The organism is Sandarakinorhabdus sp. (assembly GCF_040398645.1).
GTDB lineage: Bacteria > Pseudomonadota > Alphaproteobacteria > Sphingomonadales > Sphingomonadaceae > Sandarakinorhabdus.
Window position 1 is genome coordinate 1 of sequence record NZ_JBBATR010000061.1, and the last position, 13,957, is coordinate 13,957.

13 protein-coding genes are annotated in these 13,957 nt (G+C 62.6%); 2 read left to right on the forward strand and 11 right to left on the reverse strand.

Annotated elements, in window-relative coordinates:
• From ABWP50_RS11405 to ABWP50_RS11455, 11 genes are all read right to left on the reverse strand, one after another.
• Nucleotides 1–1,409, reverse strand: a 1,409-nt coding sequence (locus ABWP50_RS11405; RefSeq protein WP_353218109.1) for a flavin-containing monooxygenase, incomplete at its 3' end; no start/stop codon positions are given.
• A gap of 174 nt (nucleotides 1,410–1,583) precedes the next feature.
• Complete coding sequence (gene pufC, locus ABWP50_RS11410; RefSeq protein WP_353218110.1) at nucleotides 1,584–2,729, reverse strand: photosynthetic reaction center cytochrome PufC; 1,146 nt, start codon at nucleotides 2,727–2,729, stop codon at nucleotides 1,584–1,586.
• Complete coding sequence (pufM, locus tag ABWP50_RS11415; RefSeq protein WP_353218121.1) at nucleotides 2,726–3,700, reverse strand: photosynthetic reaction center subunit M; 975 nt, start codon at nucleotides 3,698–3,700, stop codon at nucleotides 2,726–2,728. The genes pufC and pufM overlap by 4 nt, the downstream gene beginning before the upstream one ends.
• Nucleotides 3,701–3,712: 12 nt before the next feature.
• Nucleotides 3,713–4,537 (reverse strand): photosynthetic reaction center subunit L, encoded by an 825-nt coding sequence (gene pufL / locus ABWP50_RS11420; RefSeq protein WP_353218111.1) that lies wholly within the window; start codon nucleotides 4,535–4,537, stop codon nucleotides 3,713–3,715.
• 137 nt (nucleotides 4,538–4,674) lie between these two features.
• Entirely contained in the window at nucleotides 4,675–4,854 is a 180-nt protein-coding gene (gene pufA / locus ABWP50_RS11425) for a light-harvesting antenna LH1, alpha subunit (RefSeq protein ID WP_353218112.1), read from the reverse strand.
• Between the two features lie 12 nt (nucleotides 4,855–4,866).
• Nucleotides 4,867–5,097 carry a light-harvesting antenna LH1, beta subunit gene (pufB, locus tag ABWP50_RS11430; protein WP_353218113.1) on the reverse strand — a complete coding sequence of 77 codons (231 nt, stop codon included), beginning with the start codon at nucleotides 5,095–5,097 and terminating at the stop codon, nucleotides 4,867–4,869.
• Nucleotides 5,098–5,283: 186 nt separating this feature from the next.
• On the reverse strand, nucleotides 5,284–6,732 hold the full coding sequence (bchZ, locus tag ABWP50_RS11435; protein WP_353218114.1) for a chlorophyllide a reductase subunit Z: 1,449 nt from the start codon (nucleotides 6,730–6,732) through the stop codon (nucleotides 5,284–5,286).
• 4 nt (nucleotides 6,733–6,736) lie between these two features.
• Nucleotides 6,737–8,245: a chlorophyllide a reductase subunit Y gene (gene bchY / locus ABWP50_RS11440; protein ID WP_353218115.1), complete on the reverse strand. Its 1,509-nt coding sequence runs from the start codon at nucleotides 8,243–8,245 to the stop codon at nucleotides 6,737–6,739.
• Nucleotides 8,238–9,233, reverse strand: a complete 996-nt coding sequence (locus ABWP50_RS11445; RefSeq protein WP_353218116.1) for a chlorophyllide a reductase iron protein subunit X — start codon at nucleotides 9,231–9,233, stop codon at nucleotides 8,238–8,240. Before ABWP50_RS11445 ends, bchY begins: the two co-directional genes overlap by 8 nt.
• On the reverse strand, nucleotides 9,230–10,165 hold the full coding sequence (gene bchC, locus ABWP50_RS11450) for a chlorophyll synthesis pathway protein BchC (RefSeq protein ID WP_353218117.1): 936 nt from the start codon (nucleotides 10,163–10,165) through the stop codon (nucleotides 9,230–9,232). The genes ABWP50_RS11445 and bchC overlap by 4 nt, the downstream gene beginning before the upstream one ends.
• A 215-nt stretch (nucleotides 10,166–10,380) precedes the next feature.
• Nucleotides 10,381–11,541, reverse strand: a complete 1,161-nt coding sequence (locus ABWP50_RS11455) for a methyltransferase (RefSeq protein ID WP_353218118.1) — start codon at nucleotides 11,539–11,541, stop codon at nucleotides 10,381–10,383.
• A gap of 144 nt (nucleotides 11,542–11,685) precedes the next feature.
• Here ABWP50_RS11455 and crtD point away from each other — a divergent pair, with 144 nt between their 5' ends.
• Nucleotides 11,686–13,242, forward strand: coding sequence for a 1-hydroxycarotenoid 3,4-desaturase CrtD (gene crtD, locus ABWP50_RS11460; RefSeq protein WP_353218119.1), 1,557 nt, complete (start codon nucleotides 11,686–11,688; stop codon nucleotides 13,240–13,242).
• 14 nt (nucleotides 13,243–13,256) lie between these two features.
• The coding region (locus tag ABWP50_RS11465) for a carotenoid 1,2-hydratase family protein (RefSeq protein ID WP_502951047.1) at nucleotides 13,257–13,957 on the forward strand (701 nt) is incomplete at its 3' end.

Here is a 13,957-nt window from a genome sequence, read left to right on the forward strand (position 1 = left end):
AGCTGCTCGGCTTCGCGTGTGGCTTCGATGCGGCCGGCCTGGCTGGCATTGAGCGCGGCGATGATCTCGGTCACATACTCCACATGCTGCTCGATGCTGTTGATCATGTTGGTCAGCACCGATGGGCTGCCCGGGCCGGTGATCAGGAACATGTTGGGAAAGCCGGCGACCATCAGGCCAAGATAGGTTTCCGGGCCGTGCGCCCAATGCGCCTTGAGGGTCTCACCGCCGACGCCCTTGATGTCGATCCGGTCGAGCGCGCCGGTCATCGCGTCAAAGCCGGTGGCAAGCACCACGGCGTCAAAATCAAAGCTGCCGTGCGCGGTCTTGATGCCGGAGGCGGTGAAGGTTTCGAGCGGATCGGCGCGCAGATCGACCAGCTCGACATTGGCGCGGTTGAACGTGGCGTAATAGCCGGTGTCAACGCACGGCCGCTTGGTGGCGAACGGGTGATCCTTGGGCGTGAGCATGTCGGCGATCTTGGGATCGGCCACTTGCTCACGGATTTTGGCGGCGACAAATTCGTGCACGACGCGGTTGGCATCGGGATCAATGGCTTGATCGGCAAAGGCGCCCAGGATCCGAAAGCCGCCCCAGGCCCAGCGCCGTTCCAGTTCGGCGCTGATTTCGGCAGGCGGCGTGACAGTCAGGATCGCATCGCCGCGCGCTTCGTTCCAGAAACCGCCGCCGGTGTCGCGGGACCGGGCGCGATAGCCGCGCGGGTCAGCCAGCCACTCCTGAAAATCCGCTTCGGGGATCGGGCCATTGTGCGCCGGCATCGAATAATTGGGCGTGCGCTGAAACACGGTCAGCTTGGCCGCCTGCTGCGCAATGATCGGAATGGACTGGATGGCCGATGATCCGGTGCCGATGATGCCGACATTCTGCCCGCTGAAATCGACGCCCTCGTGCGGCCAGCGGGAGGTGCGGTAGATGCGGCCCTGATACTCATCAATGCCGGCAAAGGTGACATCGGTGGGCACGGACAGGCAGCCGGTGGCCATCACCACAAATCGCGCCGCCATTTGTTCGCCGCCATCCAGCGTGGCCAGCCAGCCATCACGATCGGCCTGCCAGTGAGCCGCCGTTACCCGCGTGTTGAACCTGATATCCGGCTTCAGATCGAACCGGTCGGCAACATGATTGGCATAGGCCAGCAATTCAGGTTGCGGGGCGTAGCGTTCAGACCAGCGCCATTCCTGTTCCAGCGCAGCGTCAAAGCCAAAGCTGTATTCCAGGCTCTGGATATCGACGCGCGCGCCGGGGTAGCGGTTCCAATACCAGGTGCCGCCCACACCGCTGCCAGCCTCGATCACCCGGTAGCGCAAACCCTGCTCACGGCATTTCAGCGCCATGTACATGCCGGCAAAGCCAGCACCGACAATCAGCACATCAAGTTGATCGGCCATGATTTTCTCCCCAACCCAGCCCCGTATCCGGGACTTATTGGGCTGACCTTATCATGGCCCCGGCGGCGGCCAAGCTGGGAATAATGGGTGCACGGCCCCCGCCCAACACCCGCGCAAAAACAAAGGCCCGGCGCTGGAGTGCGCCGGGCCTTTGCCCGTTCAATATTGAGCCGTTCAGGCAGCGGGCTTGGCGATCGCTGCCACTGCTGCGGTTTCAGCCGGCGCTGGAACTGCGGCCACCACAGGCGCCGGTGCCGGCGCAGGTGTGTAGCCGCCCTTGAGCGCAGGGTAATCCTTCAGCATCTTGTACCCGCCTAGCGGCTTGTTCACGCCCTGGTGGCAGGTTGCGCAATTGACCTTGAGCGGATCGCCATGCGGGCCGCGGCGATTGCCATAATCGCCCTTGCCGTTGGCTGGCCACACATCGCCGAGTGCGGTGATGTAATTGTTGTTGATATCGCGCACCATGCGGATGCCGTACCACGCCGTCACACGCTGCGGACGACTGTCTTCCCACTTCGCGAAGTTGTTCGAGTTGTGGCAGTAGGCGCAGTTGACGCCGAGGCCCTGGCTGAAGTGCATCATCAGGCCATAGGTTTTCTCGGTGCTCTGGATCGAAGCCGTACTGGCCTTCGTCGGGAAGGCCTTGCCGCCGACGCGGATGCTTTCCTTGCCGGCCAGATAATCCGTGAACGGATCATAAGCGAGGCTGGCGTAAGCCACGGTCTTGGCGGGCGTGTTGCCGCCGCGTTTGTTGCCCGTGATCGATTTGGGATCAGGCACGGCCGTGGACCAGTTGTTCACCGGAACAGGATTGCCGCGGTGGCAGGTCCAGCACGTGACACCAGCGTTGGCCTGCTGGTTGAAGTGAGGCACCCAAGTCGCATTTATCTTCTGCGTCATCTGCAGCATCTTGCGCGCCACGACCTTGGTGTATTTTTCATCAGAGGCCATGTTTTCAGGATTGTGGCAGTAGGTGCAGCCAGCGTCTTTGACGTCGCTGCCATCCGGCGCAATCCATGTCGTCATTGCAAGCATCAGATAGTTGAACTCGTCAACCGAGACATCACCCAAAACCTTGACGTTCTGATAAGCCTCCGACGACTTCTGGCCGCCGATCATTTCTGCGGTCAATTCATAGGGTGGCGGTGGCACTTCGCCAACGATAGCCTTCGTGTCCGGATCGCTGACCAGCACCAGGCCAGTGCCGCGCGGGCCGACTTGTTCCTGTTCCTTGGGGCCGAGTTCGCAGCCTGCCAGCAGCAATGCTGGCAGTGCGAACGCCGCAATCTTGGTCACCCTTGCAAAGATGTTCTTCATTGCGGTGCTCCCGGAAGCGTGGACGGATCGACGACACCAGTGGCGGGATATTCCAGCGCGAAGCCATGCTGAACAGCCCAGAGGTACCAATTGTCGACGACTGTGCCCGTCAAAAGAATGCCAATGCCGCCTGTCAATGTGGTGAGCACAGCAAACCACCAAGCCCAGCGATGGATTGATTCCATGGTGGCATTCCAGCCCATCGTCCAGCGCCAGAACAGCGCAGCGCGTTCTGACGCAGTGCCGCGATCGGTGATCTGCTCGATTTCCCGTTCACCGCCGTAGCGTCCGACCGCAAGGATCGTGGCGCCGTGCATGGCGAACAGCAGGACCGAACCATAAAGGAACACGATGCTGAGCGCGTGGAAGGGATTGTAAAACAGATTGCCGTACCGGATCGAGAAGGCCGCCGTCCAATCGAGGTGCGGGAAGATGCCGAACGGCACGGCTTCCGCCCAGCTGCCCATCATCATCGGCCGGATGAAGCCGAGCACGAGAAACAGCCAGATCGCCGATGCAAAGGCCCAGGCCACATGGGTGCCCATGCCAAGCTCGCGTGCCCGCACATAAGTGCGCGCCCACCACAGCAAGACCGATGCGGTGAGCAGGCCGCCAGCCAATATCCACCAGCCACCTTCGGCCAATGGCACGTTGAAGGTGAAACCATATTTGGCCGTTGGCGGCTCAAGGCTGAGCCAGAACAGCTGCCGGACCATCTGGATCGGATCCCAATTGACCGAAGCGGCCATGTTGAGACCCATGATCACGATGGAGAGGCCGCCGGCAATGATCGACGCCAGGCCAAGCCGGCCAAGGTAGAACGGCCCGAACTGAAAGCCGCCAAGCTTGCCCATCAACCATGAAGTGCCAAATGGCCCGATGCGCGCTTCGTTGTTCGAGCTGAGCGGAACGCCTGGTTCCATCTCGCCGCGGAGCTGGACCTGCGTGAAGATATTTTGATAAGCCATGATGCTTGCCTCTTCTCAGTTCCAGATCGGCAGGTTCAGCCACCAGGTCCACCATTCCGGCCAACCACGCGACCAGACGGGCCCGGAGATGATGATGCACACTGCGCTCCAGAAGCCGGCGTTCATCGCTAAGAGCAGACCCACACGGTGGATACCGAGCGTGCCGACCGAGTAGCCGATCAGATCGCGGAAGAATGTATCTTCATACTCCGGCGACTTCACCGTCTCACCCGGCGCCGGATTGACTGCGGACAACACAAGCGCGCCGTGCATGCCAAGCGCGAGGGTGGTGGTGAAGAAGAACGTCACCGCCAGCATGTGCGCCGGGTTGTAGTGGAAATGCAGATATTGATAGCCGGTGTTGGACACCCAATCGAGGTGCGGGAAAATCCCATAAGGGAAACCATAGCCCCAAGCACCCATCAGCATCGGGCGGAACACAACCAGCGTCACATAGGCGAGGATCGCCATGCCGAAAGCGGCGGGCACATGGTAGCCCATACCCAGCTTGCGGCAGATTTCCACTTCGCGAAGCGCCCAGCTGACAAAGGCACCGACGGCGCACATCGTGATGATCTGCCAGAACCCGCCTTCTTTCAGCGGCGCCATCGCGAGACCATAGCTGATGTCTGGCGGGGCGATGTTGATCAGCCACGGGTTCCATGTCGGCCCGATGGCGGCGCTGTACAAAATCAAAAACGTGCCTAGGGCGGCGAAGAAGATCGTCGTGACCCCGAAAAAGCCGACATAGAAAGGCCCAATCCAGAAATCGAAGAGGTCACCGCCAATCAGCGTTCCGCCTCGCACTCGATATTTTCGTTCAAAACTTAAAACTGCCATGGCGCATCTCCTTCTCGATCCCGCGACTCACGCCGGTGCGGAACCGAATGACCTGCTGGTCAAAGACGGATGGGCGGGCGGGTTAACACCCGCCCATCGCATCGATGATTGCAGCCGGTCGAGCAGCCTGAAAAATATCAGGCGGCCTGGTTGGCTTCGACGATCGCACCAGTTTTTGCTGGTTCGGCTCCGTCCAGCCAGTTGTAGCGGGTGGTGCTCAACAGGATGAAGTGGATCAGGACCGCGAGCGTGAACAGGAACACTGCCAGAGCGGTCAGGATACGCTGCGGATTGAATGTTTGCCAAATCTTCCACATTGTCGTTGCTCCTTAAGCGTGGGGAGCAGCGACGCTGGCAGCGTCCGCCTGCTGGATCTGATGGATTTCCACGGCCGCATAGGGACGCTTCGGACCAAACCATGGGCGCCAGACCCAAACCAACCAGTGAGCAATCACTGCCACGATTACAAAAAACGCCATCGAAACCACGAAGCCCCGATGGAACTCCTTTGCTTCGGCGTCGGTCAGGTAAGTTCCTGGACCAATCTTATTGTCACTCATGCCTTTTCCTCCGATGGATCCGCCGCACGAGACCGTTATAGCCCCGTCCGACCGGCGGCTTTGCAGCGTAGGATGATTCCGCTGCAAAGTATGTGAAGCCTCGGTAGGGTGCCCCCGCGAAGCCAATCTCTTCATTGCCAATCATGGCAAGTTTCCAAGCACTTGGAAAGCGATAGTTGGACAAAATCACGCACCCTGTGCGTCAAAAAGCGTCACAGCAGCCCGCAAGCGGTCAATTGTTACTAACTTGTTACCAGCGTCGCGAGTCGCTCGCTCTGCCGCATCACGCAAACGCTTCGCCGCTGAGATGCGCACCAGCACAGGCTCCTTGTCGACCAGCCGATCCAGCTCCGACCGCGCGTCATCGTCCCAGGAAACCGCCTCAAGCAGGCGCGACGGCGTTGCGTCGGCGCGGTCCATCTGAGTCGAAAGCGGCAGGATGAAGAACAGCGCATCAAACAGCGCGTTGCATACCTCCTGCATCAGCCAGGTGCAGCCGGCATAACCCATGTACGGCGTGCCGGTGTGGCGGCGGATGGCTGCGCCTGGAAAGCTGGCATTGATATAGATTGATCGGCTGCCGGTTTCGGCCATGTACATGCGCTCGTTATAGCTGCCGAACACGATCAGCGGGCTGGTTGTCTTGATCGCCTCGCGCACGGCGGCATTGTCCGGCTTCACGCCGGCATTGCGCTGAAAATCGAACACGCATGGCATGCCCATATCGTCTTCCAGGAACACCTTCATGCCGCGGGCATAGGTTTCGGTCGCCACGATGCCAAAGCTGGCCGTGGCAAAGAAATCCTGCGTCACGCTGCGCCACAAATCCCACAGCGGCTTGATGGTGGTGTGCTTTTCCTTCTCGATGAACGGTTCCGGATCAACGCCGGTCAATTCCCCGAGCTTGCGCAGGAAGGCGGTGGTGCTGGCAAGGCCGATCGGGGCCTGCAGATAGGGCCGCTCCAGGGTTTCGCACAGATTGCGGCCCCATTCGCGGTACATGCACACATTCACTGATGCATCGGCCAGGCGGCGGATATCGGCCAGATGGGTGCCCAGCGGGAACACCAGATTGACCTCGCAGCCCATGCCTTCGATCAGGCGGCGGATTTCCGCCAGATCGGATGGCATGTTGAACGTGCCATATTGTGGCCCGATGATGTTGACGAGCGGCCCTTCGCCGTCCTTGCGCGCCTTGGGCGCCGGCATTTTCTTCGGGCCGAATTCCTTCCACAGCCAGGTCAGCGCCCGGTCAGCCGATTGCCATTGATCTTCGTCGATGGTGCGCGGCAGGAAGCGCACGATGCTGGTGCCTTCGGGCGTCACGCCGCCGCCAATCATTTCGGCGATGGAGCCGGTGACGACCACCGAAGGCAGCGCCGGATCAAGTGTGCGCCACGCCCGCTTCATGGCGCCTTCGGTGCCGGTCTTGGCCAGTTCATCTTCGGACAGGCCGGTGACGACAATGGGCAATTCGTGCGGCGGCAGACCATCGGTATAATGCAGCACCGAGGTTACCGGCAGATTCTCGCAGCCCACCGGGCCGTCAATCACCACCTGCAAGCCCTTCACCGAGGTGAAGCTGTAAACGGCGCCCCAGTAGCCGCCTGCCCGATCATGGTCCAAAACCAGCATTGACTCAGTTGCCTATCGCTTCGCTCGCCTTGGCGGCGGCGATCATCTTGCCTGCGTATTTCTTCTTGAATTCCGGCCGGTCGACAGGAACCTCTTCCCAGATGCCGGCAGCATAGCCTTCGCCAACGCCTTCGAAGAAGCCCTTCATCATGTCGAAACGGCCCTTGTTGCCAAGCGCACTGTTGATCACCTGCGCCAGGCTGCCCGCGCCCGCCGGCCCCATCAGCGGCCGCGCCGAGATGAGGTTGGTGAAATACAGCCCGGGGATGGCGCGCGTCTTGGCGTGCTGCACCACCGGCGTGGTGCCGATCGCCAGATCGGGGCCAAATTCTTCCACCGCCGCGATGTCCTGTTCCAGGCTGGCGCGATACTGGATGCGCACCCCCTTGGCCTCCAGCCATTCCCGGTCCGGATCAGACCATTTGGTGCGCGGGCAGGCGGTGCCAACGTAAGGCACATCAGCGCCTGATTCGATCAGCAGGCGTGCCACCAGCAATTCCGAGCCTTCATAGCCCGACACCGTGATGCGGCCCTTGATCGGCTTGGCCGCCAGCGCGCCAGCAATCGCCGGCAGCCACTTGTTCTGCGCAGCGGCGACCTTGTCAGCGGACAGACCGAACGCATCGCCAATGGCCGCCAGCCAGGCGGCGGTGCCGTCGCGGCCCACCGGCGCGGAGCCGACCATGATGCGGCCAGCCGCTTCAAACTCACGCACCGCCGCCGTGTAGAACGGGTGGATGCAGGCAACCACCGGCGAAGCCAGCGCCGCATAAAGCTCCCGCCATTCGCGGGTGGGCACCACCGGGCCAGCGGTCAGGCCCATCGGTTCCAGCAGCATCGAAATGCCCACCGGATCGGCCGGGAACATTTCGCCAAGCAGGGTCACGGTCGGCTTGTCGGGCATCACGGCGGGCGCTGCAACGGGCCCTGCCATGATTTCCTCACGGGCGTATTTCAGCATGGCGCCGGCCAGCACATCCTTGGCTTCGGCATGGGTTGGCACGCCGAAGCCCGGCACATCGATGCCGATGATGCGCACGCCGTTGATCGCATCGGGCAACAATTGCAGCGGCACGCCAGATGCAGTCGGCACGCACAAATTGGTCACCACGATGGTGTCGTACAGCGCGGGATCGGCCATATCGTGCACGGCATCGCGAATATCTTCGAACAATTTGCCGGTGACCAGTGTTTCCGAATTGAACGGCACATAGCCGACGGAGCGCCGCGCGCCATAAAAGTGCGACGTGAAGGTGAGGCCGTAAACGCAGCAGGCCGAACCCGACAGGATGGTGGCGGTGCGGCGCATGCGCAGGCCGACGCGCAGCGAACCGAACGCCGGGCACATGGATTGCGGCTGATCATGCGGGCCCTTGGGATAATCGGCCGCATAACGCTCAAGCACTTCGGATTTGCCGGCCTTGGCGGCGGCATCGCGCATCGTGTCGGCGCCGGCGTGGCAACCGGCACCATCGGCAACATCGGCCACTGGGGGCACCAGTTCTTCAGACATTGTCGTACACCACTTCCAGGCTCGGCTTGGTTTCATAGGTGCCGCCGCGCAGATCGGCCTGGGTGGCCGGCTTCAGCACGAAATTGCCGCCGGTGTCTTCGGGCTTGAACAGGCCCAGCAAGCCATCCTGATCGAGCGGCGTTGGCCGGACCGGCGGCGCGGTTTCGACAGCTTCGGCCAATTCGGCGAACAGCGGGCCCCACTGGCTGTCGTGGGTGCCGATGATCTGATAATTGGCTGATTTCTTGCGGATATCATCATGCGCCGGGATGCTGACCAGCACCGGAATGCCCACCGCATTGGCAAAGGCCTGCGCTTCGCCGCTGCCATCGTCCTTGTTGATCAGGATGCCGGCCACGCCAACATTGCCGCCCATCTTGCGGAAATACTCCACCGCCTTGCAGACATTGTTGGCGACATAGAGCGATTGCAGATCGTTTGAAGCAACCACGATCACCTTCTGGCACATATCGCGCGCAATCGGCAGGCCAAAGCCGCCGCAGACCACGTCGCCGAGGAAATCGAGCAGCACATAATCAAAGCCCCAATCGTGGAAGCCCAGTTTTTCGAGGGTTTCAAAGCCATGGATGATGCCGCGGCCGCCGCAGCCGCGGCCAACCTCTGGCCCGCCCAGCTCCATGGCAAACACGCCGTCACGCTGGAAACACACGTCTTCGATGGTCAGTTCCTCACCTGACAGCTTCTTCCTGGACGAGGTTTCGATGATCGTCGGGGTGGCCCTGCCGCCAAACAGCAGGCTGGTGGTATCGCTCTTGGGATCACAGCCAATCAGCAACACGCGCTTGCCCTGCTGCGCCATCATGTACGACAGGTTGGCCAGCGCGAAGCTCTTGCCAGAACCGCCCTTGCCGTAAATGGCGATGATCTGGGTTTCCTTGGTCACTTCGCCGGTGTGAACCGGGTCGGGCTCCAGGGTCGCTTCATCACGAAGTGCAGCAACCTGATCGAGCAGTGCGTTGATACTCATGTGACATTTCTCCAGTCGAAAACCATCTTGAGGCAGGCAGGATCCGAAAAGGCGCGGCCATATTCGGCCTCGGCCGCACTCGCCGGAATCCGGTGCGTGATAAGGCCGTCCAAAGACAATTGGCCGGTGCCGACCATGGCGAGGCTGGCGGCAAGATCATCAGGCTGGAATTCGGCGGCGATGCGGATGCGCGCTTCGCGCCGAAACGCCGGCGCGAAATTGAACGACAACGGCGCGCTGTAAAAACCGGCCAGCACGATTTCGCCGCCGCGCGCCATGTGCATGACAGCGGTGTCAAGAATAGTGTGATCACCGCTGGCATCGTAGATCGAACGATAATCCCGGCGCTCGTCAGCTTCGGGCCGGATCACACGGTAGCCATCGCCGCCGGCCATGCGGGCCTCGTTGATTTCCCACACCACCGGGGCCGCGGCGCCAGCAGCCAGCGCCAGCCGCGCCAGCAGCCGCCCGAGCACACCGTGGCCGATGATCAGATCCGGCATCGCGCCGCCGGCCACGGCATGCTGCGCCGTTGCCGCCAGGCTCATCAGCACGGCCCGATCGCCCAGTTCCGCCGGCAGGCCAATCACGCGCGCCGCGCCGGTAATCACAAGCCGCGCCTGGCCGCCGAACAGGCCGCGCGCGCCTTCAAATTTTGTCGATCCGGGCACAAAAACCGTCCTGCCGATCATGGCTGCGGCATTGGCCCCGGCATCCACCACCATGCCCACGGCTTCGTAACCGGGCACCAGCGGATAACCCATGCCGGGAAACGCCGGCATAGAACCATTGTACATCAATTTTTCGGTGCCCATGGAAATGCCGGAATAATCAACCGCCACCACGACATCATCGGCATCGGGCGGGATCAGCGCGAGGCGGCGCAGAGCAACGCGCTCAGGCTCCTCTACAACGACCGCCAATGTGTCCACTCACTTAACCCTTCAACGGGAATCGATCAGCTGCCGTGCCCGCAGCGCCAATGTCATAGCCAGACGACCAGCCTGCGACAATCTATCCACCTATCGACAAGGTGTAAACTGCACTTGACGGTTTTTGTTGCAAAAATATTTGACAACTTCAGGCCCGAGAAGGGCTTGACGCAGCGATGCAACTTGCCGCAGCCCGGATCAACGCAGCCCCGGGATCAACGCTGCGCTACGATCAGCCGGGTCACCATCGGCAGCGCGGTCACCACCTCATGGGCGCTTTTGAAGCCGGCATCGGCGAGCAGCGCCAGATAATCGGCTGCCGTGCGCGGCCGGCCCGAGCCCATGGCCCACAGATACAGCCCGAAATAAGCATCCCCCATCACTTCGGCGCCGGGCGTGCCGGCCATCGGCTCAGCGATCAGCAGGCGGCCGCCGCTGGGCAGCGCGGCATGGGCCTTGGCCAGCAGCGCCCGCACCACCGCGTCATCATGATCATGGCAGATTCGCACCAAGCAGATCAGATCAGCGCCGCCGGGCAGTGGATCGTCGCGGAAACTGCCGCCGTGCAGGGCCACATGCAAAAGGCCGCTGGCGGCCAATTTCGGCTGGGCACCGGCCACCACCGCCGGCAGATCGAACAAGGCCAGCGCCAAGCCGGGATGGCGCTGCGCCACCTGGGCCAGAAAGCCGCCATGGCCGCCGCCGACATCCATAACGCAGCGGTGGCGATCAAAGCGGTAGGCATCCAGCACCTGCTCCGCCACCATCGGCTGGCTGGCCGCCATCAGCGCCGAATAGGGCGCTACGCCGCTGTCGCTGTCGCCATCCCAGCTCGCCGCATCCGCCGCCGCCGGATCACCGCGGCCTGCTGCCGGCGCATAGGTCCAATAGGCCCCCAGCTTGCCCTGCCCGCGCCCGCTGCGCAGCATCGCCAGCGGATCGGCCAGATCATCGTAGAAAATCTTGTGGTGCTCGATCATTGCCAGCGCGCCCTGGTTGGACGACAGCGCCGCACCGCGCTGGCCGAGCACCCACAGATCAGGCGCTGCCAATTCGACCAGATCAACCGCCCGCGCTGCGCCGAGCAAGCGCTGCATGGCATCCAGCGGCAGGCCGGCCATCTGCGCCAGCGCTGCGGTGCTGGCCGGGGCCTGCGCCAGTGCCGAAATCACGCCGGCATCCACCGCCGCCGTCAAGGCCTTGGTCTGCACAAAGCCGGTGATCACGGCAAACATGGCGTTGGCATGGGTGCGCGCCGTACGCCGAAACAGCGGATTGCGCATGGCAAAGCGTTGAAAGGCCGGGTTCATCAACACCCGGTTGCGGGCATTGAGCCAGCGCAGTTTCCAGCCGCCCAGCGCGCGATCAATGGCCACATTTGGCTCCGCAGCTGCGCTTGCATTTCAAGCAGCGTATCAAATAATCTGGACAGTTGCTGGCCAAAGGGTCATTCATCGCGCTGACAATCATTATGCGTTGATGGCCAAGGCGGCCATCAATTTCTGGTTTCGGAGAGTGTCTTGGCAGGCCCTGACGGCGTTGTCATCATCGGTGCGGGCATGGCCGGCCTCAGCGCGGCGGTGCTGCTGGCGGCGCGCGGCGTGCCAGTGACGGTGGTGGAGCGGATGGCCCAGCCCGGCGGCAAGCTGCGCACGGTGGATGTTGGCGGCGTCGCCATCGATGCCGGCCCCACCGTGTTCACCCACCGCCCCGTCTTTGAGCGCATTTTCGCCGATGCCGGCGCAGATCTCGACGATCATCTCACCCTGGTCAAATCCGATCGCCTCGCCCGCCATGCCTGGCAGGACGGCAGCAGCCTGGATTTGTGGGCCGATCATCAGCGCAGTTTCGATGCCGTCAGCCAGTTTGCCGGCCCAGCCGAAGCGGATGGCTGGCAGCGTTTCCAACGCGAAGCCGCGCGCATCTGGAACGCGCTGGAAACCCGCTTCATGGAAAGCCCCGCCATGGGGCCGGTTGGCCTCACGCTGAAATATGCGCCGTTCCACCTGCACGAAATGTTTGCGATCAACCCGTTTCAGACGCTGTGGAAGGCGCTGGGCGGCTATTTCCGCGATCCGCGCCTGCGCCAGCTTTATGGCCGCTATGCCACTTATTCCGGGGCCGATCCGTTTCAGGCCAGCGCCACCCTGATGCTGATCGCCCATCTTGAGGCGCGCGGTGTCTGGCTGGTCGATGGCGGCATGCACGAAGTGGCGCGCCAGATGGCGGCGCTGGCGCAGCGGCTGGGCGCGCGCTTTGTTTATGATGCCCATGTCGCCGAAATTCTGGTGCGCCAGGGCCGCGCGGCCGGCGTCAGGCTGGCCAGCGGCGAAGAGATCATCGGCGGCGATGTGCTGTCAAACAGCGATGTCTCGGCGATTGCCGATGGCAAATTTGGGCTGGCCGCCGCTGGCGCCGTCACCGGGGTCAGCCCGCCGGACCGGTCCTTGTCCGGGCTGGTCACCATGATGACGGCGCACACCAGCGGATTCGATCTTGATCGCCATAATGTGTTCTTTTCCACCGATTATGCCGCCGAATTTGCCGATATATTTGGCCAGGGCCGCCTGCCGGAGCAGCCCAGCATCTATGTTTGTGCGCAGGATCGCGGTATTCATCCGCCGGGTACGGGGCCAGAACGCTTGCAATTGATCGTCAATGCACCCGCAACCGGCGATTTGCGCCCACCCAGCGAAGAGGAGATGGCCCGATGTCAGACAGCGACCCTGGCGGTGCTGGCAAAGTGCGGGCTGACGCTGAAGCCGATCGCGGTGCATCCCGTGGGGCCAGCGATGTTCGAGGCGCTTTTCCCTTCCAGCGGTGGGGCCCTTTATGGTCGGGCCTCGCACGGGTGGCAGGCCAGCTTCCGCCGGCCTGGCAGCAAGACGAAGCTGCCCGGGCTCTGGGTGGCGAGTGGCTCGGCGCATCCGGGGGCGGGCGTGCCGATGGCGGCCTTGTCCGGCCGCTTGGCGAGCGCAGCGATCCTGAAGGCCCGCGGTTTGACCAGGACGTTCCACCCGGTGGCTACCGCTGGTGGTATGTCGACGCCGAAAGCGACTGCGGACAATACGGCCTGACCATCATTGCCTTCATCGGCTCGGTCTTCTCCCCCTATTACAAGGCCGCGGGCCGCGGTTCGCCCGAAGATCATGTCAGCCTGAACGTCGCGCTTTATGGCAAGGGTTGCCGGCGCTGGGCGATGACCGAACGCGGCAGCGGCGCGCTGTTCCGGGATCGCACCACGCTGCGCATCGGGCCCAGCCAGGTGCGCTGGGACGGGCAGACGCTGGTCATCGATATCGAGGAAGAAAGCGCCGTGCTGCCGATGCCGGTGCGCGGCCAGGTGCGCGTCACGCCGATGGTGTATGGGCAGCGCCGGTTCCGGCTCGATCCGTCCGGCCGGCACGTCTGGGAGCCACTCGGCCCCAGCGCGCGCGTGGAATTGACCTGCACCAACCCGGCGATCAAATGGTCGGGCAAAGGCTATCTGGATGCCAACCACGGCCTTGAGCCGCTGGAAGACGGCTTTGCCGATTGGCAATGGAGCCGCGCCCACCTCAAGGATGGCTCAACAGCGGTGATGTACGAAGGCCAGCTGAAGGGCGGCGCCGATTTCGGCATGGCCCTGAAAATCGGCCCGGATGGCCAGGCCGTGGTGATGGAAATGCCGGCACAAGTGGTGCTGCCCAAAACCGCCTGGCGCCTTGATCGCTTCACCCGCGCCGACGCCGGCTACACCGCCCGCATCCGCGCCACCTGGGAAGACACGCCCTTCTACAGCCGCACCGCACT